At 72.0% G+C, this 24,410-nt stretch carries 21 protein-coding genes, 1 tRNA gene and 1 riboswitch; of the genes, 11 read left to right on the forward strand and 11 right to left on the reverse strand.

The features are described 5' to 3' along the window. Nucleotides 1-26: 26 nt before the first annotated feature. Nucleotides 27-1,310, reverse strand: coding sequence for an extracellular solute-binding protein (locus SSBG_RS08020; protein ID WP_008745692.1), 1,284 nt, complete (start codon nucleotides 1,308-1,310; stop codon nucleotides 27-29). 422 nt (nucleotides 1,311-1,732) lie between these two features. Here SSBG_RS08020 and SSBG_RS08025 point away from each other — a divergent pair, with 422 nt between their 5' ends. From SSBG_RS08025 to SSBG_RS08045, 5 genes are all read left to right on the forward strand, one after another. Continuing rightward, nucleotides 1,733-2,530 carry a GntR family transcriptional regulator gene (locus tag SSBG_RS08025; protein ID WP_008745693.1) on the forward strand — a complete coding sequence of 266 codons (798 nt, stop codon included), beginning with the start codon at nucleotides 1,733-1,735 and terminating at the stop codon, nucleotides 2,528-2,530. A gap of 240 nt (nucleotides 2,531-2,770) precedes the next feature. Continuing rightward, nucleotides 2,771-3,061 (forward strand): DUF3311 domain-containing protein, encoded by a 291-nt coding sequence (locus SSBG_RS08030; RefSeq protein ID WP_008745694.1) that lies wholly within the window; start codon nucleotides 2,771-2,773, stop codon nucleotides 3,059-3,061. After that, nucleotides 3,058-4,686, forward strand: a complete 1,629-nt coding sequence (gene mctP, locus SSBG_RS08035; RefSeq protein WP_008745695.1) for a monocarboxylate uptake permease MctP — start codon at nucleotides 3,058-3,060, stop codon at nucleotides 4,684-4,686. Before SSBG_RS08030 ends, mctP begins: the two co-directional genes overlap by 4 nt. Nucleotides 4,687-5,073: 387 nt before the next feature. Beyond that, nucleotides 5,074-5,195: riboswitch (cobalamin riboswitch) on the forward strand. A 136-nt stretch (nucleotides 5,196-5,331) separates the two neighbouring features. Then, nucleotides 5,332-7,704 carry a ribonucleoside-diphosphate reductase subunit alpha gene (locus SSBG_RS08040; RefSeq protein WP_008745696.1) on the forward strand — a complete coding sequence of 791 codons (2,373 nt, stop codon included), beginning with the start codon at nucleotides 5,332-5,334 and terminating at the stop codon, nucleotides 7,702-7,704. Continuing rightward, nucleotides 7,704-8,741 (forward strand): ribonucleotide-diphosphate reductase subunit beta, encoded by a 1,038-nt coding sequence (locus tag SSBG_RS08045; protein WP_008745697.1) that lies wholly within the window; start codon nucleotides 7,704-7,706, stop codon nucleotides 8,739-8,741. Before SSBG_RS08040 ends, SSBG_RS08045 begins: the two co-directional genes overlap by 1 nt. Before the next feature lie 85 nt (nucleotides 8,742-8,826). Here the strand turns inward: SSBG_RS08045 and SSBG_RS08050 are convergent, their stop codons facing one another. The 8 genes from SSBG_RS08050 to SSBG_RS08085 form a co-directional block, all read right to left on the reverse strand. Then, nucleotides 8,827-10,209, reverse strand: a complete 1,383-nt coding sequence (locus SSBG_RS08050) for a cytochrome P450 (RefSeq protein ID WP_008745698.1) — start codon at nucleotides 10,207-10,209, stop codon at nucleotides 8,827-8,829. Next, nucleotides 10,206-11,357, reverse strand: a complete 1,152-nt coding sequence (locus tag SSBG_RS08055; RefSeq protein WP_420790266.1) for a terpene synthase family protein — start codon at nucleotides 11,355-11,357, stop codon at nucleotides 10,206-10,208. The genes SSBG_RS08050 and SSBG_RS08055 overlap by 4 nt, the downstream gene beginning before the upstream one ends. Nucleotides 11,358-11,704: 347 nt before the next feature. After that, on the reverse strand, nucleotides 11,705-12,337 hold the full coding sequence (def, locus tag SSBG_RS08060) for a peptide deformylase (protein WP_008745700.1): 633 nt from the start codon (nucleotides 12,335-12,337) through the stop codon (nucleotides 11,705-11,707). A 214-nt stretch (nucleotides 12,338-12,551) separates the two neighbouring features. Next, a complete protein-coding gene (locus SSBG_RS08065) occupies nucleotides 12,552-13,532 on the reverse strand; it encodes a tetratricopeptide repeat protein (RefSeq protein ID WP_008745701.1) in 981 nt (326 codons plus the stop codon). A gap of 372 nt (nucleotides 13,533-13,904) precedes the next feature. After that, nucleotides 13,905-14,225 (reverse strand): mycothiol system anti-sigma-R factor, encoded by a 321-nt coding sequence (rsrA, locus tag SSBG_RS08070; RefSeq protein WP_008745702.1) that lies wholly within the window; start codon nucleotides 14,223-14,225, stop codon nucleotides 13,905-13,907. Next, on the reverse strand, nucleotides 14,222-14,884 hold the full coding sequence (locus SSBG_RS08075; protein WP_037871232.1) for a sigma-70 family RNA polymerase sigma factor: 663 nt from the start codon (nucleotides 14,882-14,884) through the stop codon (nucleotides 14,222-14,224). The genes rsrA and SSBG_RS08075 overlap by 4 nt, the downstream gene beginning before the upstream one ends. A 270-nt stretch (nucleotides 14,885-15,154) precedes the next feature. Then, nucleotides 15,155-15,799 (reverse strand): alpha/beta family hydrolase, encoded by a 645-nt coding sequence (locus SSBG_RS08080; protein WP_037869222.1) that lies wholly within the window; start codon nucleotides 15,797-15,799, stop codon nucleotides 15,155-15,157. A 280-nt stretch (nucleotides 15,800-16,079) separates the two neighbouring features. Further along, on the reverse strand, nucleotides 16,080-16,892 hold the full coding sequence (locus SSBG_RS08085) for an SOS response-associated peptidase (protein WP_008745705.1): 813 nt from the start codon (nucleotides 16,890-16,892) through the stop codon (nucleotides 16,080-16,082). Nucleotides 16,893-16,941: 49 nt separating this feature from the next. Here SSBG_RS08085 and SSBG_RS08090 point away from each other — a divergent pair, with 49 nt between their 5' ends. The 5 genes from SSBG_RS08090 to hisN all read left to right on the forward strand — a co-directional run bounded on the left by SSBG_RS08090 (nucleotide 16,942) and on the right by hisN (nucleotide 21,725). Then, nucleotides 16,942-17,655, forward strand: coding sequence for a M50 family metallopeptidase (locus SSBG_RS08090; RefSeq protein ID WP_008745706.1), 714 nt, complete (start codon nucleotides 16,942-16,944; stop codon nucleotides 17,653-17,655). Nucleotides 17,656-17,840: 185 nt separating this feature from the next. Beyond that, complete coding sequence (gene aroA / locus SSBG_RS08095) at nucleotides 17,841-19,172, forward strand: 3-phosphoshikimate 1-carboxyvinyltransferase (protein ID WP_037869223.1); 1,332 nt, start codon at nucleotides 17,841-17,843, stop codon at nucleotides 19,170-19,172. A gap of 13 nt (nucleotides 19,173-19,185) precedes the next feature. Then, nucleotides 19,186-20,196: a ribosome small subunit-dependent GTPase A gene (gene rsgA, locus SSBG_RS08100; protein ID WP_008745709.1), complete on the forward strand. Its 1,011-nt coding sequence runs from the start codon at nucleotides 19,186-19,188 to the stop codon at nucleotides 20,194-20,196. A 181-nt stretch (nucleotides 20,197-20,377) separates the two neighbouring features. Then, nucleotides 20,378-20,701: a DMT family transporter gene (locus tag SSBG_RS08105; RefSeq protein WP_007822261.1), complete on the forward strand. Its 324-nt coding sequence runs from the start codon at nucleotides 20,378-20,380 to the stop codon at nucleotides 20,699-20,701. 205 nt (nucleotides 20,702-20,906) lie between these two features. Continuing rightward, complete coding sequence (gene hisN / locus SSBG_RS08110; RefSeq protein WP_008745710.1) at nucleotides 20,907-21,725, forward strand: histidinol-phosphatase; 819 nt, start codon at nucleotides 20,907-20,909, stop codon at nucleotides 21,723-21,725. A gap of 424 nt (nucleotides 21,726-22,149) precedes the next feature. On the opposite strand, the gene SSBG_RS08115 is transcribed toward hisN, so the two are convergent. After that, nucleotides 22,150-23,637 carry a catalase gene (locus SSBG_RS08115; RefSeq protein WP_037869224.1) on the reverse strand — a complete coding sequence of 496 codons (1,488 nt, stop codon included), beginning with the start codon at nucleotides 23,635-23,637 and terminating at the stop codon, nucleotides 22,150-22,152. 117 nt (nucleotides 23,638-23,754) lie between these two features. Between SSBG_RS08115 and SSBG_RS08120 the strand changes: the two genes are divergently transcribed. Beyond that, on the forward strand, nucleotides 23,755-24,171 hold the full coding sequence (locus SSBG_RS08120; protein ID WP_008745712.1) for a Fur family transcriptional regulator: 417 nt from the start codon (nucleotides 23,755-23,757) through the stop codon (nucleotides 24,169-24,171). A 150-nt stretch (nucleotides 24,172-24,321) separates the two neighbouring features. On the opposite strand, the gene SSBG_RS08125 is transcribed toward SSBG_RS08120, so the two are convergent. After that, nucleotides 24,322-24,398 (reverse strand) — tRNA-Met (locus SSBG_RS08125). Between the last annotated feature and the right edge of the window lie 12 nt (nucleotides 24,399-24,410).

Below are 24,410 nucleotides of genomic sequence, written 5' to 3' on the forward strand. Positions count from 1 at the left end.
GCCCCGGCCCCCGGCCGGGGTGCTGCTTACTGCTGCTGCGAGAGACGCTTGTTGAACTCGCCCTCGACCTGCTTGGCCGCCTCGGCCGGGGACTTCCCCTTGAGCACGGCGGTCATGTAGGTCTTGATCGGGTTCGGGGCGTTCTCGACCGGCGCCCACTCGGGGATGAGCGGCGTGGTGCCACCGGTGGCGGCGGCCGGCGCGGCGGCCTGGGCCGCGGCGTTGCCGTCGAGGTTGCTCTCCAGGGCGGACTTGTTGGGGATGACCCCGCCTTCCTTGGCGAGCTGTCCCTCGAACTGGTCGGAGAGCGCGATCTTCAGGAACTCCTTGGCGAGGTCCTGCTTCTTGCTGCCCTCGGCGACCGCGAGGTTGGAGCCGCCGAGGAAGACGCCCTCGGGCTTGTCGGCGGTGGCGCCGGGGATCGTGAAGTAACCGAGGTCCTTCTCGATCGCCGGGTTCGCCTTGATGGCGGTGCCGGCCTCCCAGCCCATGCCGATGATGGCGCCGGTCTTGCCCTTGGCGAAGACGTCGGCCTGCTGCGGGGTGGCCTCGTCCTTGTCCTTGGGGGCCTTGGAGAGGTCCTGGAACTTCTTGTAGGTCTCCATGGCGGCGGTGACCTTCGGGTCGGCCAGGTTGGAGACGTACTTGTCGCCGTCCTTCTTCACCAGCTCGGCGCCCTCGCCGATGGTGAGACCGACGAAGTGGTACCAGTTCTGGCCCGGCAGGTAGATCGGCTCGGCCTTGGTCTTGTCGCCGATCTGCTTGAGGTCCTTGTAGAACTCGTCGCGCGTCTTCGGGGTGTCGGTGATCCCCGCGTCCTTCCAGATCTTCTTGTTGTAGAGGACGACGCGGTTGAGCACGAACCACGGGGCGGCGTACTGCTTGCCGTCCACGACCGCGGCCTTGTTCATCGACTCGGTCCAGTCGGTGCCGATCGAGGACTTGAGGTCACCGAGGTCGGCGAGGCCGCCGCTCTGCGCGTACGAGGCGGTCTGGGTGTTGCCGACCTCGAAGACGTCCGGCGGGTTCGACTCCGAGAGGGCGGTGGTCAGCTTCTGCTGGATGCCGTTCCACTGCTGGATCTCGAACTTGACCTTGGCCTTGGTCTTCTTCTCGAAGGCCGCGGTGAGGTCCTTCTGCCACTGGTCGGGCGTCGAGCCGTCCATGACCCACACGGTCAGGGTCTGGCCCTTGTAGCCGTCCTTGGCCGATGATGCCTTCTTCGACGACGAGTCGTCGTCCGAGCCGCACGCCGCGATCGAACCGATCATCACGACTGCACCGATCGCCGCTATGAGCTTGCGCTTCACGCCACCCTCCTCAGGGATTCCAGCAACCCCCCACCCACAGCGACGGCACACGAACGGCAGCACTCGCGGGACTGGGACCTGGCCGTTAATGGTGTAGACCAGTACTCGGGAGCTTGGCCTAGACCTTTAGGGGTGTCAAGGGTGTATAAGAGGGGCTGTCCGCTCCGTTACCGGACCGGTACCTGATCCGGGTGTGAGCGGCGGGTGGACCGGGGCAGGCGAACCCGGCCCCCTGTCTCCCGGCGGCCGTGCCACGATGGGCGGCGCCACGCGCACCAGCGCGCGACGGGCGGGACGACGGCGCGAACACCGAGCACCACAGCACCACACGCGGTGCCGCACCACAAGCGGTACGGCACCACCAGGACCCAGGAGCGGCCGTCCCCGTGACGGCCGCCGAGCCGGAGAGGCAAGCGCGAAGAATGGGCACCGACGGGGGCAGGACGCGATCCGGCCCGGACACCAAGGCCGCCGCGACCAAGGCCGGGGCGAGCCCTTCGGCACCCGCGCGCACCGCCCGCGTGCCGAAGTACTACCACCTCAAACGCCACCTCCAGGACATGACCCGCACCCTGCCCCCCGGCAGCCCGGTGCCTCCCGAGCGGGCGCTCGCCGCCGAGTTCGACACCTCCCGCACGACCGTGCGCCAGGCGCTCCAGGAACTCGTCGTCGAGGGCCGTCTCGAACGCATCCAGGGCAAGGGCACCTTCGTCGCGAAGCCGAAGGTCTCGCAGGCGCTGCAACTGACCTCCTACACCGAGGACATGCGCGCCCAGGGCCTGGAACCGACGTCCCAGCTCCTGGACATCGGCTACGTCACCGCCGACGAACGCCTCGCCGGGCTGCTCGACATCGACAACGGCGGCCGGGTGCTGCGCATCGAGCGGCTGCGCCTGGCGAGCGGCGAGCCGATGGCGATCGAGACGACGCACCTCGCGGCCAAGCGCTTCCCCGCGCTGCGCCGTTCGCTCGTCAAGTACACCTCCCTCTACACCGCGCTCGCCGAGGTCTACGACGTGCGGCTCGCCGAGGCCGAGGAGACCATCGAGACCTCGCTCGCCACCCCGCGCGAAGCCTCCCTGCTCGGCACCGACGTGGGCCTGCCGATGCTGCTGCTCTCGCGGCACTCGGTGGACGGGCGCGGGGAGCCGGTGGAGTGGGTGCGCTCGGTCTACCGCGGCGACCGTTACAAGTTCGTGGCCAACCTGCGGCGCCCGTAACTCCCCATACCTCCCGAAGGACAAAGCCGCCCGCCCGCGCACACCCCGGGACACCCCGGGCGCGGGCGACCGCCCGAACGCGTCCGCTATGCGGTAAAGGGGTGTTGCCTGGCCGGTAACTGCCCTACCTTTCCCCCGTCGCGTCGCGTGCGGCGACGCGCGCCCGCGCACACCGAGGTGCGCGGGGAGACGGCGTGGTCCGCTCCGCGGTCGCGGAGGCGGGCCGGAGGGGAGCCGGGCATGGCACGGCAAGCGGGAACGACGGCGCGGCCGGGGGGAGGTGACGGGACGCTGCCGGTCGTGACCCCTGTACGGGTCGTCGTCGGGCTCTGTCTCGTCGCGCCCTTCGTGGCGATGCTGTGGGTGGGCTCGTACGCGAGGATCGACCCGACGTTCATCGGGATTCCGTTCTTCTACTGGTACCAGATGCTGTGGGTCTTCCTCTCCAGCGGACTGACCTTCCTCGCCTACAAGTTGTGGCAGCGCGACCAGCGCGTGCGGCGCGCCGCACGGGGAGGTGAGGGCGCGTGAAGGACGGCGTCAACGGGATCGCGCTCGCGGTCTTCATCTTCTTCTTCGTCGTCGTCACCGTCATGGGCTTCCTCGCCGCGCGCTGGCGGCGCTCCGGCGTGGAGAGCCTGGACGAATGGGGCCTCGGCGGGCGCTCGTTCGGCACCTGGGTGACGTGGTTCCTGCTCGGCGGCGACCTCTACACCGCTTACACCTTCGTGGCGGTCCCCGCGGCGATCTACGCGGGCGGCGCGGCCGGCTTCTACGCCGTGCCGTACACGATCCTGGTCTACCCGCTCATCTTCACCTTCCTGCCCCGCCTGTGGTCGGTCTCGCACCGGCACGGGTACGTGACGACCTCGGACTTCGTGCGGGGCCGCTTCGGCTCCAAGGGGCTCTCGCTCGCCGTCGCGCTCACCGGCATCCTCGCCACGATGCCGTACATCGCCCTGCAACTCGTCGGCATCCAGGCGGTGCTGGACGTGATGGGCGTGGGCGGTGGCGAGGACACCAACTGGTTTGTCAAGGACCTGCCACTCCTGATCGCCTTCGCCGTGCTCGCCGCGTACACGTACTCGGCGGGCCTGCGCGCCCCGGCGCTGATCGCTTTCGTCAAGGACGGGCTGATCTACCTCGTCATCGCGGTCGCGATCATCTACATCCCGATCAAGCTCGGCGGTTTCGACGACATCTTCGCGAAGGCCGGTGCCGCGCTCTCGCAGAAGAACCCGGCCACCGGGGCGCCGAAGGGCGCGCTCGCGCCCGGCGAGGCCGGGCAATGGGGCTACGCGACGCTCGCGCTCGGCTCGGCGCTCGCGCTCTTCATGTACCCGCACTCGGTGACGGCGACGCTCTCCTCCAGCAAGCGGAACGTGATCCGGCGCAACACGACGATCCTGCCGCTCTACTCGCTCATGCTCGGGCTGCTCGCGCTCCTCGGCTTCATGGCGATCGCGAGCGGCGTCAAGGTCAGCAACGGCCAGCTCGCGATCCCGCAGCTCTTCGAGAACATGTTCCCCGACTGGTTCGCCGGGGTCGCCTTCGCGGCCATCGGCATCGGGGCGCTCGTCCCGGCCGCGATCATGTCGATCGCGGCGGCGAACCTCTTCACGCGCAACATCTACAAGGACTTCCTCAAGCCGGACGCGACGCCCGCGCAGGAGGCGCGGGTCTCCAAGCTCGTCTCGCTCCTCGTGAAGGTCGGCGCGCTGATCTTCGTGCTCGGCATGGACAAGACCGTCGCGATCAACTTCCAGCTCCTCGGCGGCATCTGGATTCTCCAGACGCTCCCCGCGCTCGTCGGCGGCCTCTTCACCCGCTGGTTCCACCGCTGGGCGCTGCTCGCCGGCTGGGCGGCCGGGATGGCGTACGGGACGTGGGCGGCCTGGTCGACGTCCTCGCCGACGCAGGACCACTTCGGGGGCTCCTCGAAGGAGATCCCCGGGCTCGGCGAGATCGGCTACATCGGGATGACCGCGATCGTCCTGAACGTAGTCGTGACGGTCGTCCTCACGTTCGTGCTGCGGGCCCTCAAGGCGCCCGAGGGCGTGGACGAGACCCGGCCCTCGGACTACGTGGCGGACGCGGGCGACCCGGGTGTCCGGCAGGAGCTCCCGCCCGCCATGCCGGAGACCGCGGGGCACTGACCCCCGGGGGCCGGGGCCCGCGCGGGACGCCGGCCCCCGGGGCCGGGACCCGTGCGGAGCGCCGCTCCGGACCCCCGCTTCCCACCCGCCGGAGGGGCTGAGTCTTCTCAGCCCCTCCGGCTTTCCCGTGCCCCTGACACGCCCTCACTTTCAGCGACCGAAATCCGAACACGCGCGCCACCCGGCCCGCCCGGAAAAAACTCCGCACGCCCTCGCTTGTGGGGTCCCCTCAAGCCATACGATCGACGCCGCCGCCCCCACCGCCCCCCGTCGCCCCACCGGGCACAGGAGCCCTTGTCGGCACCCCACAACCGTTGACCCGCACGTAACAGTCCCCACCCCCGACACAACATCTGGGGCCTCCTTTCCCGCCCGCCCCCCAGATGTATGCTCTTCCTCGCTGTCGGCAGGGGAATCCGGTGCGAGCCCGGGACTGTCCCGCAACGGTGTGCGACGCGCCCCGTGGCGTATCGCGAGTCCGATGACCTGCCGAAAGCGCGCCGCCGCCCCGCCCGGGCGCGGTGCCAGACGTCCGGGCCCCGCGGAAAGGGCCGGGGATGTGACGCGGTGTGCCCGAAAGAGCGTCCGCCGTCCCGTCGCCGCCCCGCCCCCGAGGCCCCCAGCCGAGCGAGGGAGAGCCACCCAGTGACCATCGCGCCAGCAGATCCCGCCTCATCGGTCGCGGCCGAGCAGGACCTTCCCGGGACCGCCCTGTTGCGGACCCTCACGGAACTGACCGCCGACCTCCCCGACACCGACCCCGGCCGGGTCGCCGCCGCCGCCCTGCGCGGCCGCAGCGCCCACGCCGACGAGGCGGAGCTGCGCGAGCTGGCCACCGAGGCCGCCGCCGGTCTCATCTCCGAGGACCCCGCCTACTCCCGGCTCGCCGCGCGCCTGCTGGCCATCGGGATCGTCGCCGAGGCCGCGGGCCAGGGCGCGAGCGGCTTCGCCGCCTCCGTCGCCGTGGGCCACCGCGAGGGCCTGATCGGCGACCGCACCGCGGAGTTCGTCGCCACGCACGCCGCCCGCCTGGACGCGCTCATCGACCCCGAGGGCGACGACCGCTTCGGCTACTTCGGCCTGCGCACCCTCTACAGCCGCTACCTGCTGCGGCACCCGATCACGCGCCAGGTCATCGAGACCCCCCAGCACTTCCTGCTGCGCGTCGCCGCCGGGCTCGCCGCCGACGACAGCCTCCCCGCCGTGGACGAGGTCGCGAGCCTGTACCGGCTCATGAGCCGCCTGGACTACCTGCCCTCCTCGCCGACGCTCTTCAACTCCGGCACCCGGCACCCGCAGATGTCCTCCTGCTACCTCCTGGACTCCCCCAAGGACGAGCTGGACTCGATCTACGAGCGCTACCTCCAGGTCGCCCGGCTCTCCAAGCACGCGGGCGGCATCGGCATCGCGTACTCCCGCATCCGCTCGCGCGGTTCGCTGATCCGGGGCACCAACGGGCACTCCAACGGCATCGTCCCCTTCCTCAAGACGCTCGACTCCTCCGTCGCCGCCGTCAACCAGGGCGGGCGCCGCAAGGGTGCCGCCGCCGTCTACCTGGAGACGTGGCACTCGGACATCGAGGAGTTCCTGGAGCTGCGCGACAACACCGGTGAGGACCAGCGCCGCACCCACCACCTCAACCTCGCGCACTGGATTCCGGACGAGTTCATGCGCCGCGTCGCCGCCGACGGCGAGTGGTCGCTCTTCTCGCCGGCCGACGTGCCCGAGCTGACCGACCTGTGGGGCGAGGAGTTCGAGGCCGCCTACCGCGCCGCCGAGGCGAAGGGCCTGGCCCGCAAGACGATGCCGGCGCGCGAGCTGTACGGCCGCATGATGCGCACCCTCGCGCAGACCGGCCAGGGCTGGATGACGTTCAAGGACCACTCCAACCGGACCGCGAACCAGACCGCCGAGCCCGGCAGCGTCGTGCACTCCTCGAACCTGTGCACCGAGATCATCGAGGTCACCGACGACGGCGAGACCGCCGTGTGCAACCTCGGCTCGATCAACCTCGGCGCCTTCGTGGAGAACGGCGAGATCGACTGGGAGCGCCTGGACGAGACCGTCCGCACGGCCGTCACCTTCCTCGACCGCGTCGTGGACATCAACTTCTACCCGACCGGCCAGGCGGCGAACTCCAACGCCCGCTGGCGCCCGGTGGGCCTGGGCGCCATGGGCCTCCAGGACGTCTTCTTCAAGCTGCGGCTGCCCTTCGACTCCGCCGCCGCCAAGGCCGTCTCGACGCGGATCGCCGAGCGCATCATGCTCGCCGCCTACGAGGCGTCCGCCGACCTCGCCGAGAAGCACGGCCCCGTCCCCGCCTGGGAGAAGACCCGCACCGCGCGCGGTGTCCTGCACCCCGACCACTTCGACGTGGAGCGGACCTGGCCGGAGCGCTGGGAGGCGCTGCGCGCCCGGATCGCGAAGACCGGGATGCGCAACTCGCTGCTCCTGGCCATCGCGCCGACCGCGACGATCGCCTCGATCGCCGGTGTCTACGAGTGCGTCGAGCCGCAGGTCTCCAACCTCTTCAAGCGCGAGACGCTCAGCGGCGAGTTCCTCCAGGTCAACGGTTACCTCGTCGAGGACCTCAAGAAGCTCGGCGTGTGGGACGCCCGCACCCGTGAGGCGCTGCGCGAGGCGAACGGCTCGGTGCAGGGCTTCAACTGGATTCCCGAGGACGTGCGCGCGCTGTACCGCACCGCGTGGGAGCTGCCGCAGCGCGGCCTGATCGACATGGCCGCCGAGCGCACCGCCTTCCTCGACCAGAGCCAGTCGCTCAACCTCTTCATGGAGACGCCGACGATCGGCAAGCTCTCCTCGATGTACGCGCACGCCTGGAACAAGGGCCTGAAGACGACGTACTACCTGCGCTCGCGTCCCGCGACGCGCATCGCCCGCGCGGCAGGCTCCAGCGCCGCCGCGTCGGCCCCCATCCCGGTGCAGCAGGCCGTGCCCGACGCGGACGCCATCGCCTGCTCACTGGAGAACCCCGAGTCCTGCGAGGCCTGCCAGTAATGTCCGAACCCACCCTTCCCGAGCAGAAGAAGCGCCACCAGAACCTCCTGGACCCCGGCTTCGAGCTGACCCTGCGCCCCATGCGCTACCCGGACTTCTACGAGCGGTACCGGAACGCGATCAAGAACACGTGGACCGTCGAGGAGGTGGACCTCCACTCGGACGTCGCCGACCTCGCGAAGCTCACGCCGGGCGAGCAGCACCTCATCGGCCGCCTCGTCGCGTTCTTCGCGACGGGTGACTCGATCGTGGCGAACAACCTCGTGCTGACGCTGTACAAGCACATCAACTCCCCGGAGGCGCGGCTCTACCTGAGCCGGCAGCTCTTCGAGGAGGCCGTGCACGTGCAGTTCTACCTGACGCTGCTCGACACGTACCTGCCCGACCCGGACGACCGCGCGGACGCCTTCGCGGCGGTGGAGAACATCCCCTCCATCCGGGAGAAGGCCGAGTTCTGCTTCAAGTGGATCGACGAGGTCGAGAAGATCGACCGGCTGGAGTCGAAGGCCGACCGCCGGCGCTTCCTGCTCAACCTGATCTGCTTCGCGGCCTGCATCGAGGGCCTGTTCTTCTACGGCGCCTTCGCCTACGTGTACTGGTTCCGCTCGCGCGGACTGCTGCACGGCCTCGCGACCGGCACCAACTGGGTCTTCCGCGACGAGACGATGCACATGAGCTTCGCCTTCGACGTGGTGGACACGGTCCGCAAGGAGGAGCCCGAGCTCTTCGACGCGGAGCTGGAGCAGGAGGTCAAGGACATGCTGGACGGGGCCGTGAACGCGGAGCTCCAGTTCGCGCGGGACCTGTGCGGTGACGGCCTGCCCGGCATGAACACCGAGTCGATGCGCGAGTACCTCCAGTGCGTCGCCGACCAGCGCCTCCAGCGCCTCGGTTTCGCTCCGGTGTACGGCTCCAGCAACCCCTTCTCCTTCATGGAGCTCCAGGGCGTGCAGGAGCTGACGAACTTCTTCGAGCGGCGGCCCTCCGCCTACCAGGTCGCGGTCGAGGGTTCGGTCTCCTTCGACGACGACTTCTAGAAAGCGCCACCCCGGAAGGGGGGGCCGGGTCCGTACGGGCCCGCCCCCCCCTTCCGTCGTCTCCGCCGTAGTCCCCTCCCCCGCCTCAGGCGCGCCGTACGCGGAGCAGCGTGGAGCGGGGCTGGAGGGTGATGCCGACGCGGGGGCGGGGGTCGGTGCGTCCGGGGACGGTCTCGACGTGCCAGTTCCGGACCGTGTTGGCGAGGACGAGGGCGAGTTCGGTGAGGCTGTAGATGTCGCCGGGGCACTTGCGGTTGCCGATGCCGAAGGGGATGAAGGCGTGCCGGGGGATCGTGGCGGCGCGTTCGGGGAGCCAGCGGTCGGGGTCGAAGCGGTGCGGCTCGGGGAAGGACCGGGCGTCGTGCTGGAGGGCCCAGGGGCTGTAGAGCACGTCGGTCCCGGCCGGGACGCGGTAGCCGCCGAGTTCGGTGTCGTGGGCGGCCCTGCGGGTGAATATCCATGCCGCGGGGCGTATCCGCATGGATTCGCTCACGAGATTCCGGGTGAGGGCGAGTTTCGGAAGATCCTCGAAATCGACGGGCCGGTCCGGCGCGACCGATTCCACTTCCTCGCGCAGCCGGCGTTCCCACTCGGGGTGGCGGGCGAGGAGCTGAAAAGTCCAGGCGAGTGTGGCCGCGACATTCTCGGCGGCGGCGACGACGAGGGATACGACGTTGTCGTGAATCTCCTCGTCGGGCAGCGGCTCTCCGCTCTCGCCGGTGGCGTGAAGCAGTACGGAGAGCAGGTCGTCCTCGGGCCCCGCTTCGCCGGAATCGTCCGCGCGCGCTTCGCGGACCAGTTCGCGCACGAGGCCGTGGAGTTCTTCCAGGGCCGCCCGGAAGCGGCGGTTCGCGGGGGTGGGCAGGCGGTGCAGCGGCCCGAAGGAGAGGATCATCCGCTGGTAGAGGCCGCCGAAGACGGTGTGCAGGGCGTGCGCGATCCGGTCGGCGCGTTCGCCGCCGCGCGCGTCCACGTCCAGCAGGGAGCGGGAGACGATCCGTACGCCGGTACGGAACATCTCGGCGCCGACGTCGGTGATCTCGCCGTCCCGCCACGAGGAGGCGGTGCTGACCGCCTCCTCGGTCATCACCCGCGCGTAGGCGGCGATGCGGTCGGGGCGGAAGGCGGGCTGGATGGTGCGGCGCTGGCGGCGGTGGCGGGGGCCGTTGCTCGTCGCCACGCCCTTGCCCAGCAGGATCTCCAGGGTGTCCCACAGCGGCCCGCCGACGGTGAACTCGGGCCGGGTCAGGAGGGTGCCGACGAGGTCGGGGGCGCAGACGGCGAGCACCCGCTTGGGCCCGAGCGCGATGCGCACCACCTCACCGTGCGCGCGCAGCCCTTCGAGGAAGGGCAACGGGCCCCGGGCGAGGGCGGGCGCGTGACCGAGGAGCGGGAGGGCGCCGGCGGCGAGCGGCGCGGGCCGCAGGTGCTCGGCGGGGGCGGCGACGGGGGGCGTACGCGGGCTCATACGGCGTCCCCCGCCTCGCGCGCGTCAAGGGCGCGGGCAGGCGCGGCGGGGTGCCGCGCGGGGGTGGTGCGCGCCGGTGCGCCGTCCTGGAGATAGGGCGGGCAGGCGGGGTCCTCCCATTGCTCGACGCGATAGCGACCGGATTCGTGGTGGAACCAGTAGACGGAGGGGAACCAGTTCCGCATATTGTCCGCGCAGGAAAGGAGGATGTCCCGTGTTCTGGCCCCCTCCGCTCCCCCGCCGTCCGCGAGGGAATCCGCGAGCGCGTGCAATTCCTTTTCGGCGGCGAGGAATGCGGTGACGCGTCCGGCGACTTTTTCGCGGACAACGGAGACGGCTTCGGCGAGTTCCATTCCCTCGTGCCGGATGAGGCTTATCCCGAGGTTGTGGAGTTCGTCGCCCGCTATTTCTTTCGGCAGCGAGCAGAGGTCGTTGTACCAGGCGGCGAAATCCTGGCAGGCGAGCCCGGCGGTCCGGTACGCGGCGTCCTCCCGCACGACGGCGGGGAGTTCGGCGCCCGCGACGGCTTCGAGGAGGTCGAGCCAGATGTCGTGGGCGAAGGTGAGGCGCCGCAGCAGCAGGTACTCGGCGACGGTGGGGACCGTCCGGCTCAGTCGGTTGCGGAACTCCTGGTCGTAGGCGTCGATGACGGGACGCATGTGGCGGGCGAAGCGGCTGCGCCAGGTGGGGGGCATGGGCTCGCCCATCCTGATCAGGCAGTCGGCGAAGGCCGCCACCAGCGGCTCCTCGTGGTGGAGATGGGCTTCGGGCTCGCGCAGGGCGGCGTGCAGGTCCGCGCACAGGGTGTGCCAGGAGGCGGTGCGGGCGTGGGCGATGTCCCGGTCGTGCCGGTCGTCCCAGGCGAAGAACCAGCTGCTGAAGTCGGCGATGGCGCCGAGCATCGCGTCCGAGGCGCCGAGGTAGTAGCCGGCGACGAGGTCGGTGTAGCGCAGCTCGTCGGCGAGCGCCTCGGCGGCGGCGGGGGCCATGAGCCGCTTCTCCTGGAGCCAGAGCTTCGACTTCACCTGAAGCTTTGGCCAATAATTGTGCAGTCGGCGGGTGAAATCCCTCTCCACTACCGGGAGTTGCAGCGCGGGCGGCGCGGGCACGGGCCTGACGGCGGTGGCCCGGGGTGAGAAAGCAGGCACGAGCGAACCCCTTTCGGGAGCCGGACGCGGGCACGCCGGGTCCCCGTCTCCCGGCACGCGCCGCGTCGTAAATCGACAGCGCATTCCATTCAGCCCTATGAAGTGGCGGGAAGGGAATGGATACCGTCGAGGAATCGCTCAGGTGTGCCGACAACAGGCACGTTTTTGTCCGGAATCCGATCATCTATGGTCGTCATATTGCGGCCGAATATGCCGCACCGCCCGTCCTGGGGCGGACGGGCGGCGGGAGACTCCTGAGACCGCGCCGCACGGCGCGGACAGCCGCCGGGGGCACACGCGGGCGCACGAGCGCAGGGGGAGCGCAGCCGTGGGGAGAGGTGCGGCGCTCAGTCGTTGGGAACGGTCGCGTAGCGCGGGGTGCCCTCGGCCATCTGCTTCAGCGCGTCCTTGCGGTCCCGCTTGGAGAGGCGGTCCAGGTAGAGAGAGCCGTAGAGGTGGTCCGTCTCGTGCTGGAGGCAGCGCGCGAAGTACCCGGTGCCGCGCACCTTGATCGCGTTGCCGTGCTCGTCCTGCCCGGTCACCTCGGCGTACTCGGTCCTGGGCGTCGCGGCGTAGGCGCCGGGGACGGAGAGGCAGCCCTCGTTGGAGTCGTCCAGGGTGCGCAGCTCGGCGGGCAGGTCGCGCAGCTTCGGGTTGCACACGACGCCGACGTGCCGCTCGCCCTGGTCGTCCTGGCAGTCGTACACGAAGACCTTGAGGCTCACGCCGACCTGGTTGGCGGCGAGCCCGACGCCCTCGGCGGCGCGCTGGCTGGCGAACATGTCGTCCACGAGCTTCGCCAGCTCCGGGCCGAAGTCGGTGACGTCCGCGCACTCCTTGTGCAGCACGGGATTCCCGACGACGGTGATCGGCAGCACCTCCCCGCGCTCCCGGTAGGCGCTCTCCCGCTCCTCGGTCTCGGCCGTGTCGATCACGTAGCCCTCGTCGTCGACGGGGAGGCCGGTCGTCTGCTGCGCCATCTTCTCCGGAGTGTCCTTTCAGGGAGCCGGCCGAGCGACCAGCGGGATGTGCCGACCTACCCTACAGGGGCGGCCAATCCGGCCCGGGCGGGATGGAGGCAGCGAGGACGGGCTGGAGGTGGCGCCCCCGCGGCGCTCGGGCGGCGGGGTCCGTCAGGTCCGTCCGGGGCGCGGCCCCGGGGCTCCCGGCGAGGGCCGTGCCCGCGCGAGGAGGTCAGCAGACCTCCTCCAGGTCCCGCCATCCCCTGGCCTCGGGCCGGTCGGCGACCCACGTCTCCAGAATCCCGCGCACCAGCTCGGCCGGGGCCGCGATCCCGCACTCGCGCTCGGTCACCCACCGTCCCCCGGCGGTCGCGTGCCCGAGCGGGCCCGGCGCCCCCGGCTCGCTGTGGTCGTGCGGGTCGGCCCGCTCCCCGTCGCCCGCGTCGCTCTCCATCCGGCTCTCGGAGCAGCTCCGGCACAGCAGCCGCACCGAGGAGGTCCAGTCCTCGGCCGCGTAGCCCGCGTCCGAGGCGAGCTTCTCCAGGGCGTCGCGGTCGTCCTCGGTGGCCGCGTCGAGCAGCACGACCCAGGTCGGCACCGGCGAGGGCGCCCACAGCTCGATCTCGTCGAAGACGGGGAAGGACTGCCCCTCGGGCGTGATCCGCTCCCCGTGCGGCACCCCGTCGTGGAGCACGACCTCGCCCCAGCGCCGCCCCGAGGACGGCAGCGGCACCGAGAGGACCTCGATCCGGGCGGGATCGATGCGCCTGCCCCACACGACCTCCGCCTCGCCCTCGGGCGAGAGGCGCACGGCGGCGCTGCCCAGCCCCATGCCGGTGGGCGGCCCGCCGGGGGCCGCGTCACCGGCCGGCCGCAGCCCGTACGCCTGCCAGGCGCGCCGGGCGAGCGGCCAGTCCTGGAGCGCGGTGGCCGCGATGCCCACGTTCCACCAGTCCGGGGCCCCGGCCGAGCGGTCCAGGAGGGCCACGGCGCGCAGGCCGGTGGTGCGGGCGGCCTCCCAGTCGTGCCGGAACTTGTGGAGCAGGGCGAGGTTGAACCAGGACTCGGAGAGCCAGGGCTCCAGGTCGGCGGCGCGCGTGAGCAGCGCCCCCGCGTCCTCGTACCTGCCGTCGCCGATGAGGGTGAACGCGCGATCGGTGGCCTGCCGCCAGGAGGCGGAGGGCCGGTGCCGTCCCTTGCCGAAGATCCTCACGATTCCCGCCTGCATCCCCGCTGCCGTCGTTGGAGGGGCCGCGGCCCGCTGTTCCGCCGCACGGGCCGTGTCGCCCCGTCGGTACCGGGCGAGCCGGGCGCGTTCCTCGCCGCCGGCTCCCGCTCTCGCATCCAACCACGGACCTCCGGGCGCCCGCTCATTACCCATGGGTTACCCCGTCCGGACGCATCCAGACCTGGCCCCCGGGCCGGGGCACGGGGGCCCGTGTCCCTCGTACGGGTGAGAGAGGGTACGTACGGTGATGAGCCGGGCACGCCGGAGGCCGTGCCCCCTGCGGGACACGGCCTCCGTTCACCTCCGGGCGGGCCGGTGGGCCGTCCCGTACGGCCCGCCGCGCGAGCCGCCGGTCGCTCAGCGCTCCCGCGCGGCGCTCTCCACCGCGTCGGGGAGCGAGATGTCGTCGTCCGGCACCGCCTGGCCCGAGCGGATCAGCTCGATGCGGCCGAGCACCTTGGCGCGCAGGTCGGCGGGAACGTCGTCCTGGCCGCAGCAGCGCTTGACGAGCTTCTTCACCGCCTGCTCCAGACCGTACTTCTCCAGGCAGGGATCGCACTCCTGGAAGTGGTCCTCGTACTTGACGCACTCGGCGTCCGGCAGCTCATGGTCCAGGACCTCGTACAGGTGGTCGAGGACCTCGCTGCAATCCGTCTCGTGCGGCTCTCCGCAGCTCATGAGCCCGAGCCTTTCGCCTCGTCCGACCCGCTCGCGCCCGCCGGGACGAGCCCGCGGTCGCGGGCGTAGTCCTCCAACATGCCGCGCAGCTGGCGGCGGCCGCGGTGGAGCCGGGACATCACCGTCCCGATGGGTGTCCCCATGATGTCCGCGATCTCCTTGTAGGCAAAGCCCTCGACGTCCGCGAGATAGACCGCGATGCGGAACTCCTCGGGGATCGCCTGGAGCGCGGACTTGACGTCCGAGTCCGGCAGGTGGTCCAGGGCCTGCGACTCCGCGGAGCGCAGACCGGTGGACATGTGCGACTCGGCGCGCGCGAGCTGCCAGTCCTCGATCTCCTCGGCCGCGCTGCGCTGGGGTTCGCGCTGCTTCTTGCGGTACGAGTTGATGAACGTGTTCGTGAGGATGCGGTACAGCCACGCCTTGAGATTGGTGCCTTCACGGAACTGGTGGAAGGAGCCGTACGCCTTCGCGTAGGTCTCCTGCACCAGGTCCTCGGCGTCGGCCGGGTTGCGCGTCATGCGCAGCGCGGCCGAGTACATCTGGTCGAGGTACGTGAGGGCGTCCCGCTCGAAGCGGGCGCTGCGTTCGGCCGCGCTCTCCTCGGAACGCGTCCCCGCCTCGTCCTCTCCCGCGTCGGTCCCAGTGACCCGACCCACCTCCTCCGACACCGTGCCGGCGTCCGCGAAGGTGCGGGCGCCCGCCTCGGAGAATAGACGACCGGGGGCCTCGGGGGCCTTCGGGTCGACTCCGGCCACGCCGCCGTTCCGGGTGGTGCGCGCCGCGTGCAGAACGGACCAGTCCAGTTCCGTGCCGCTGCGGCTGGGGCAGATCGTCGCTCCCATGCGGGGCCTCTTCCTTTCGTACGCCGGGGGTTCCGGTACGCCTGACAGAACACCAGGGCGGCGCGCCGCATTCCCGCGCCGGGTTCAGCCCCGCGCGCGCAGCCACCCGGCCACCGCCGATGTGAGGAGACTCACCGCCTCCTCCTGCCCCAGTGGTGCCTTCTTCGGCACGTGGAAGGAGTGGTCGGCGTACGGGACCTCGGTGAGGTCGTAGGGGCCTGGCGGGAACTCGGCGGGCCGGCCGAAGGGGTCGTTGCCGCCCTGCACGACGAGCGTGGGCGGTCCGGCGCCGAGGAGTTCCGCGGCGCGGCTCTTCTCCGGCTTCCCCGGCGGGTGGAGCGGGAAGGACAGCGCGAGGACGGCGGCGGCGCCGAGTTCCGCGGCGGTGCGGCAGGCGACGCGCGCCCCGGCGGAGCGCCCGCCCGCGACGACGGGGAGCCCGCCGGCCGCCCCGGTGAGCGCGGGCCACAGGGCGGTGAAGGCGGCGTCCAGGGTGCGGGGAGCGGGGGCGAGTCCGCGGCCCGCGACGCGCCAGGGCTGTTCGGTCAGGGCGACGGTCACGCCGAGGGGCGGGAGCGAGGCGGCGAGGGCCGCGAGGTCGCGGGCCTCGATGCCGCCGCCGGCGCCGTGGCCGAGGGCGAGCACGGTGTGCGGCTCCGCCGCACGGTGCCAGGTGATGCGCGCGTCGCCGTGCGGGGTGGGCACGAGGTCAGGAGTCACGTGCCGCATTGTGTCGCGGGGCCCTTGTCACGTGCCGGATTGGGCCGCGGGGCTCGGTCACGCGCCGCATTGTGCCGTGGGGCCCTTGTCACGTGCCGGATTGGGCCGCGGGGCCCCGGTCACGCGCCGCACGGTGCCGCAGGGCCCCGGTCACGCGCCGCACGGTGCCGCAGGGCCCCGATCACGCGCCGCACGGTGCCGCAGGGCCCCGGTCACGCGCCGCACGGTGCCGCGGGGCTCCGCCCCGCACCCCGCTCCGCCGTCTCCCGGGGGGCTTGGTCGGCGCCCCTCAGAACAGCGTCTCCTCCTCCGGGGCCGGGAGTTCCTTCTCCAGTTCGGGGCCGTTGTTGCGGACGTTGCTCACCGAGGTGCTGACCGGGTAGGCGCGCATCAGGCCCTCGGGGGGCGGGGCGAGGAGGGACTCGGGGGCCGTGTGGGCGGCGTCGAGCCAGGCGTCCCAGCGATCGGGGGTGAGCATGAGGGGCATCCGGGGGTGGATGTCGGCGAGGGCGCGGGGGCCGTCCTCGGGGCCGCGCGCGAGCGGGGCGGTCTCGGCCTCCGTCGTGAGGACGGTGCACGTGGCCCACCACGCCTGCGGGTGGTCGTCGGGGAGCGTGCGGTCGCGCCAGAACTCGTAGAGCCCGGCCATCGCGAAGACGGAGCCGTCGGCCGGGGTGACGAAGTAGGGCTGCTTGCGGGGGCGTTTGCGGCGGCCCTCCTCCTCAAGGCGCCGCTCCTCCTTGCCGGTGACCCACTCGTAGTAGCCGTCGGCGGGGAGCAGGCAGCGGCGGGCGGCGAAGGCGCGGCGGTAGGAGGGCTTCTCGTGGACGGTCTCGGCGCGGGCGTTGATCAGCCGCGCGGCGCCCTCGGGGGACTTCGACCAGGAGGGCACGAGGCCCCACTTGAGAGGGCGGAGCTGGCGAACCGGGCGCCCGTCCCCCGCGTCCTGTCCCTTGAGCGGCCGTTCGAGGATCGCGGGGACGAGCTTCGTCGGGGCCACGTTCCAGTCGGGGGCCAGGGTCTCGCTCGGCTCCCACTTCTCCACACCGAAGAGCGAGACGAGATCCTCGGGGGCACGAGAGGCCGCATACCGTCCACACATGAGCCTCAGCCTGCCACGTCCACCCCCGACCCGAGGAGCGTTCCGTCCCATGCACCCCACCGATCTCCCCGGACTCTGGCACCGCGCTTTCAGCGGCCAGCCCTCCCCCGAGCGCTGGGTCGTCCTCGTCGCGCTGCTGCTCGCGCTCCTCGGCGCCGGGCCCCGCCCGCTGTGGCACCTGACGCGCAACGCCGTGACGATCGCGCACGAGGGCGGGCACGGGCTCGTCGCGCTCCTGACCGGGCGGCGCCTGGACGGCATCCGGCTGCATTCGGACACCTCGGGGCTCACCGTGAGCCGCGGGAAGCCGACCGGGCCCGGCATGATCCTGACGGCGGCGGCCGGGTACGTCGCGCCCTCGCTCCTCGGCCTCGGCGGCGCGTGGCTGCTCGCCGCGCACCACATCACGCTCCTGCTGTGGGCGGCGACGGCGCTCCTCCTGCTCCTGCTGATCATGGTCCGCAACGCGTACGGGATATTCACCGTGCTCGTCACGGGCGCCGCGTTCGTCCTCGTCTCCTGGCTCACCGGGCCGCAGGCGCAGTCCTTCTTCGCCTACACCGTGGTGTGGTTCCTGCTGCTCGGCGGGGTGCGCCCGGTCTTCGAGCTCCGGGGCAAGCGGCGGCGCGAGGGCGCCCACGACTCCGATCCCGACCAGCTCGCCCGGCTGACCCACGTGCCCGCCGGGCTGTGGCTGCTGCTCTTCTTCGCGGTCTCGCTCGGCTCGCTCGTCGCGGGCGGCCGGTGGCTGCTCGGGCTGTGAACCCCGCGCGGGACGCCGGGGAGGTGCGCGCCGGCGCGTGTCCACCGGCGTGCGCGGGGCCCCTCGTGCGGGTGAAACGGGCCTCGCCGGCCCCGCCCGTCCCGCTTACCACACCCCTGTTTCGGACTGGTTTCGGCGCATTTGGACAGGATCGTGGATCACCCTGAGCGACTAGAGTGAGGGTCATGACCGAGACGCCTGCACTGACCGACCTCTGGCCCGCGCCGCACGCGGAGGGGCCCGTTCGCGCGACCGTGCGGGTACCCGGCTCCAAATCCATCACCAACCGCGCGCTCGTGCTCGCCGCGCTCGCCGCCGAGCCGGGCTGGCTGCGCCGCCCGCTGCGCTCGCGGGACACACTCCTGATGGCGAGCGCGCTGCGCACGATGGGCGTCGGCATCGAGGAGACCGTCTCCTCGGAGTCCTGCGGGCTCGCGGGCGCGGGCGAGGCGTGGCGCGTGATCCCCGCCGGGCTGCGCGGCCCGGCGACCGTGGACGTCGGCAACGCCGGCACGGTGATGCGCTTCCTGCCGCCCGTCGCGACGCTCGCCGAGGGCGCGATCCGCTTCGACGGCGACCCGCGTTCCTACGAGCGCCCGCTGCACGGGGTGATCGACTCGCTGCGCGCGCTCGGCGCCCGTATCGACGACGGCGACCGGGGCGCGCTGCCCCTCACGGTCTTCGGCAGCGGGGCGCTGGACGGCGGCAAGGTCGAGGTGGACGCCTCCAGTTCCTCTCAGTTCATCAGCGCGCTGCTGCTGTCGGCACCGTCCTTCAACCAGGGCGTCGAGCTGCGGCACACGGGCGCGACGCTGCCCTCGCTCCCCCACATCCGGATGACCGTGGACATGCTGCGCGCGGTCGGCGCGCAGGTGGACGAGCCGGAGACGGGCGGCGAGCCGAACGTGTGGCGGGTGACGCCGGGCGCGCTGCTCGGCCGCGACCTGACGATCGAGCCGGACCTCTCCAACGCGCAGCCCTTCCTGGCCGCCGCGCTCGTCACGGGCGGCACCGTGACGATCCCGGACTGGCCGGCGCGCACGACGCAGCCGGGCGACCGGCTCCGGGAGATCTTCACGGAGATGGGCGGCGCCTGCGAGCTGACGGAGGCGGGCCTCGCGCTCAGCGGCACGGGCCGGGTCCGCGGCGTCGACGTGGACCTCGGCGAGGTCGGCGAGCTGACACCGGGCATCGCCGCCGTCGCCGCGCTCGCCGACTCCCCCTCCACGCTGCGCGGCGTCGCGCACCTGCGCCTGCACGAGACGGACCGGCTCGCGGCGCTCACCAAGGAGATCAACGAACTCGGCGGCGACGTCACCGAGACCGCCGACGGCCTCCACATCCGCCCGCGCCCGCTGCACGGCGGGGTCTTCCACACCTACGAGGACCACCGCATGGCCACGGCGGGGGCGATCCTGGGGCTCGCGGTGCCCGGCGTGGAGATCGAGAACGTCGCGACGACGGCGAAGACGCTGCCCGACTTCCCGGAGCTGTGGACCGGAATGCTCGGGAACTGACGGGACCTGAGCGATGCGCCGTTACGGAAAGAACCCCGACGAGGACGACGTCCGCGTCCGCCCCGGGCGCCGGGGCAGCCGCCCCCGCACCCACATCAGGCCCAAGCACGAGGACGCCGCCTCCGGCATGGTCCTCACCGTGGACCGGGGGCGGCTCACCTGCCTCGTGGAGGGGCGCAGGATCGTCGCGATGAAGGCCCGCGAGCTGGGCCGCAAGGCCGCCGTCGTCGGGGACCGTGTCGCGCTCGTGGGCGACCTGTCCGGCGAGAAGGACACCCTCGCCCGCATCGTGCGTATCGAGGAGCGCCGCTCGGTGCTGCGCCGCACGGCCGACGACGACGACCCCTACGAACGCGTCGTCGTCGCCAACGCCGACCAGCTCGCCGTCGTCACCGCGCTCGCCGATCCCGAACCGCGCCCCCGCATGATCGACCGCTGCCTCGTCGCGGCGTACGACGGCGGCCTGAGCCCGCTCCTCGTCCTCACCAAGTCCGACCTCGCCTCCCCGGACCGGCTCCTGGAGACGTACACGCCGCTCGGGGTGCCCTACGTCGTGACGAGCCGTGAGGAGCTGTACGACGGCGGGGCGGCCGGACGGGTGCGGGAGCTGCTCGACGGGAAGGTCACGGCGTTCGTCGGGCACTCCGGGGTGGGCAAGACGACGCTGGTCAACGCGCTGGTCCCGGAGGACCAGCGGCGTACGACCGGGCACGTCAACGCGGTGACCGGACGCGGCAGGCACACGACGACGTCGGCGCTCGCGCTGCCGCTGGACGGGGCGGGCGGCTGGGTCGTCGACACGCCGGGCGTGCGGTCCTTCGGACTCGCGCACGTCGATCCCTCGCGCGTCGTGCTCGCCTTCCCCGACCTCGTGCCGGGGACGGAGGAGTGCCCGCGCGGCTGCTCGCACGACGAGCCGGAGTGCGCGCTCGACACCTGGGTCGCCGAGGGGCACGCGGGCCCGGAGCGGCTCGCCTCGCTGCGGCGGCTGCTGGCCACCCGGGAGCGGCACGAGGGGGACTGAGGGGCCGCCAGGCGTGGTGCGGCCGGCCCGGGGGGAGGGGGTTTGCGTCCCCCAAGGGAAGGCAAAGGCCTAAGCTCGGGCGGGTCCGCACGAGGCGGACGCGGGCCGGTCCGGCCGCGTGGTGCCGTCGTCGGCGGCGGTGTGCGCGGGCGGGCCCGTACGAGCGTGAAGGAGACACCACATGGCGTGGCTGCTGGTCGTCGTGGCCGGGCTGCTGGAGACGGGCTTCGCGATCTGCCTGAAGCTCTCGCACGGCTTCACCCGGCTGTGGCCGACCATCGCCTTCGCCAGCTTCGCGCTCGGCAGCTTCGGCCTGCTGACGCTCTCGCTGAAGAAGCTCGACGTGGGCCCGGCGTACGCGGTGTGGACGGGCATCGGGGCGGCGGGCACGGCGATCTACGGCATGGTCTTCATGGACGACCTGGTCTCGGTGCTCAAGATCGTCTCGATCGGCCTCGTCATCGCGGGCGTGATCGGGCTCCAGCTCTCGGGATCGGCGCACTGAGGGCGGGGTCGGCGGGACCTTGGGGGGCGCGCGGGGCCGGTGCCGGGCGACGCCGGGACGGGCCGTGCGGGGCGGCGGGGTCGCGGGGTGGTGCGCCGGGAGCGCCCCTCGCGGGGGCGCGAAGTACCGGCGGTCGCGGGTGGCGCGCCGGGAGTGGCGCGGGCGCGACTGGATCACGCGGCGGGCGCGTGGATACTGTTCGGGCATGGCCGACTACCACGATGATCTGCGCCTCGCTCACGTCCTGGCCGACGCCGCCGACGCCACCACGATGGAGCGCTTCAAGGCGCTGGATCTCAAGGTCGAGACGAAACCCGACCTGACGCCGGTGACGGAGGCGGACAAGGCGGCCGAGGAACTGATCCGCTCCCAGCTCCAGCGGGCCAGGCCGCGCGACGCGATCCTCGGCGAGGAGTACGGGCTGCGCGGCACGGGCCCGCGCCGCTGGGTGGTCGACCCGATCGACGGCACGAAGAACTACGTGCGCGGGGTGCCGGTCTGGGCGACCCTCATCTCGCTCATGGAGCTGTTCCCGGGGCGCGAGGGCGAGCAGGACACCTGGCACCCGGTGGTCGGGGTCGTCTCCGCACCGGCGCTGAACCGCCGCTGGTGGGCGGCGTACGGGCACGGCGCGTTCACCGGGCGCAGCCTCACCTCGGCGAGCCGGCTGCGGGTCTCGGGCGTGCGGCGCATGGCGGACGCCTCGTTCGCGTACTCCTCGCTCACCGGCTGGGAGGAGCAGGGCCGGCTCAACGGGCTCCTCGACCTGAGCCGGGCGGTGTGGCGGACGCGCGGCTACGGGGACTTCTGGCCGTACATGATGGTCGCCGAGGGTTCCGTCGACATCTGCGCCGAGCCGGAACTGTCGCTGTGGGACATGGCGGCGAACGCGATCGTGGTCACGGAGGCGGGCGGCACCTTCACCGGCCTCGACGGCCGCCCGGGCCCGCACAGCGGCAACGCGGCGGCGTCGAACGGGGTGCTGCACGACGAGCTGCTGAGTTATCTGAACCAGCGGTATTGAGGGAGGGGGGCGGGGGGCGCAGAGGTGGGGGCCCGCCCCCAGTGGTGGGGCTTGCGGCGGCGGGAGCGCCCACCGTTGGGAGCCCAAGCCGTGGGGCCCGCACCCGTGGGCATCCGTACGGGCGTCCATCATGCGGAGGGACGCCGGACCGCGAGAGCGGGGCCGGGCCGGGCCGGGCCGGGCCGGGCCGGTCGAGGGTGTCGCGCAGCAAACCGCGAACCGCGAACAGCCCCCTCCCGCCCAGGGGGGCGTCCCCTATACAAGTCTCCCAAATCCCCACCCCCTCCCCCGCCCAACCCGGCACATCTGTGGATAACGCGAGGAAACCCGCGCGACGCCTCACCGTTTCGAGTGAGCCGTCGCGCGGGTTCCGCCGAGTTGTCCACAGGTGCCGACGGGCCCCGGCCCGGGCGGCGCGGGGTGCTCAGGCCGCGCGCTTCGCCCGCCTGAGGGCCACCGCTTCCTCCAGCCGCTTGCCGAAGTCGCCGTCCGCCTTGCGGAAGTTGGCGATCGCCCGCTCCGCGATGCCGTCCCGCGAGACGCCCGAGATCGAGTCCGCGAGGTTCGTGATCAGCCGGTCCTTGGCGTCCTCGGGCATCAGCCGGTACAGGGTGCCCGCCTGGACGAAGTCGTCGTCCTCCGGGTGCGCGGGCGCCTCGTGGGTGCCGGTCGCGCCGGAGACGCCCGTCGGCTGCCACAGCGGCTGCCCGGTCTGCGCGGGGGGGCCACCGAAGCTGTTCGGCTCGTAGTTCTTCGTACCGGCGTGACGGCCGTCGTAGAGGAAGCCGTCCCGGCTGTACGTCCGCGCCTCGGCCGCGTGCGGGCGGTTGACGGGGAGGTGGTCGGCGTTGATGCCGACGCGGTAGCGGTGCGCGTCCCCGTAGGCGAAGAGGCGGCCCTGGAGCATCTTGTCGGGCGAGGGGCCGATGCCGGGCACGAAGTGCGCGGGGCTGAAGACCGACTGCTCGACCTCGGCGAAGACGTTCTGCGGGTTGCGGTTGAGCTCCAGCCTGCCGATCTCGATGGGCGGGTAGTCCTCGTGCGGCCACACCTTGGTGAGGTCGAAGGGGTTGAAGCGGTAGTGCCCCGCGTCGGCGGCGGGCATGATCTGCGCCTGCACCGTCCAGCTCGGGTACTCGCCGCGCTCGATCGCCTCGCGCAGGTCGCGCTGGTGCGAGTCGGGGTCCGCGCCCGCGAGCCGCGCCGCCTCCTCGGCCGTCAGCGTCCTGATGCCCTGGTCCGTCTTGAAGTGGTACTTGACCCAGAAGGTCTCCCCGGCCGCGTTGTTCCACTGGTACGTGTGCGAGCCGTAGCCGTTCATGTGCCGGTACGAGGCCGGGATGCCGCGGTCGCCGAAGAGCCACGTCACCTGGTGCGTGGACTCGGGCGAGAGGCCCCAGAAGTCCCAGACGTTGTCCGGCTCCTGCGAGCCCGTGTACGGGTCGCGCTTCTGGGTGTGGATGAAGTCGGGGAACTTGATGGCGTCCTTGATGAAGAAGACCGGGGTGTTGTTCCCGACGAGGTCGTAATTGCCGTCCTCGGTGTAGAACTCCAGCGCGAAGCCGCGCGGGTCGCGCACGGCGTCCGCGGCGCCGAGGTTGCCCGCGACGGTCGAGAAGCGCAGGAAGGTCTCGGTGCGCTTGCCGACCTCCGAGAGGAAACGCGCCCGCGTCCAGCGGCTCACGTCGGCGGTCACGGTGAAGGTCCCGTAGGCGCCCGCGCCCCGGGCGTGCACGACGCGCTCCGGGATGCGCTCCCGGTTGAAGTGGGCGAGCTTCTCCAGGAGCGACTGGTCCTGCACGAGGACGGGCCCGCCGACGCCGGCGCTCTCGCTGTTCTGGTTGTCGGCGACCGGAGCCCCGGCCTCGGTCGTGAGTGGTCCCTGCCCCTGTGTCACTGCTGCCTCCCGCATCGTTCCGGCCCGGTCGGACCGCAGGACCGATCCTGCATTGGACTTTATCTAATTCAAGCCGCCCTCCAAAGCGACACTCGTTCGGAATCAGGTCGCTCGCCTGTTACCCTTTGCCCTATGAGTGACCTTCTGGAACGGCTTCGTGGGCGCGGCTGGCGCATGACGGCGCAGCGCCGCGTGGTCGCCGAGGTGCTCGACGGCGACCACGTCCATCTGACCGCCGACGAGGTGCACGCGCGGGCCGCGCGGCGCCTCCCCGAGATCTCGCGTGCCACGGTCTACAACACGCTCGGTGAGATGGTCTCGCTCGGCGAGGTCATCGAGGTCGCGACGGACCACCGCGCCAAGCGGTACGACCCCAACGCGCACCACCCGCACCAGCACCTGGTCTGCGCGAACTGCGGCGCCGTCCGCGACGTCCGCCCGGCGGGCGACCCGCTCAAGGACCTGCCGGTGGACGAGCGCTTCGGCTACACGGTCTCGGACGTGGAGATCACCTACCGCGGCCTGTGCCCCGACTGCGCGAGCGCCTGACCAGGGCGGAGCCCGGCTACGTACACCGCTGAACACCCCGCCGGGCACGAGACTCCCCCAGGAGCCCCCGACCCACCGGGCGGCGGTCGCACCCGGGATGCCGCAACACACCGAAGGGCCGGAGATCAATGATCTCCGGCCCTTCGGTCTTGGTAGCGGGGACAGGATTTGAACCTGCGACCTCTGGGTTATGAGCCCAGCGAGCTACCGAGCTGCTCCACCCCGCGTCGGTGAACCCG

It is taken from the genome of Streptomyces sp. SPB074, from assembly GCF_000154905.1.
Taxonomy (GTDB): domain Bacteria; phylum Actinomycetota; class Actinomycetes; order Streptomycetales; family Streptomycetaceae; genus Streptomyces.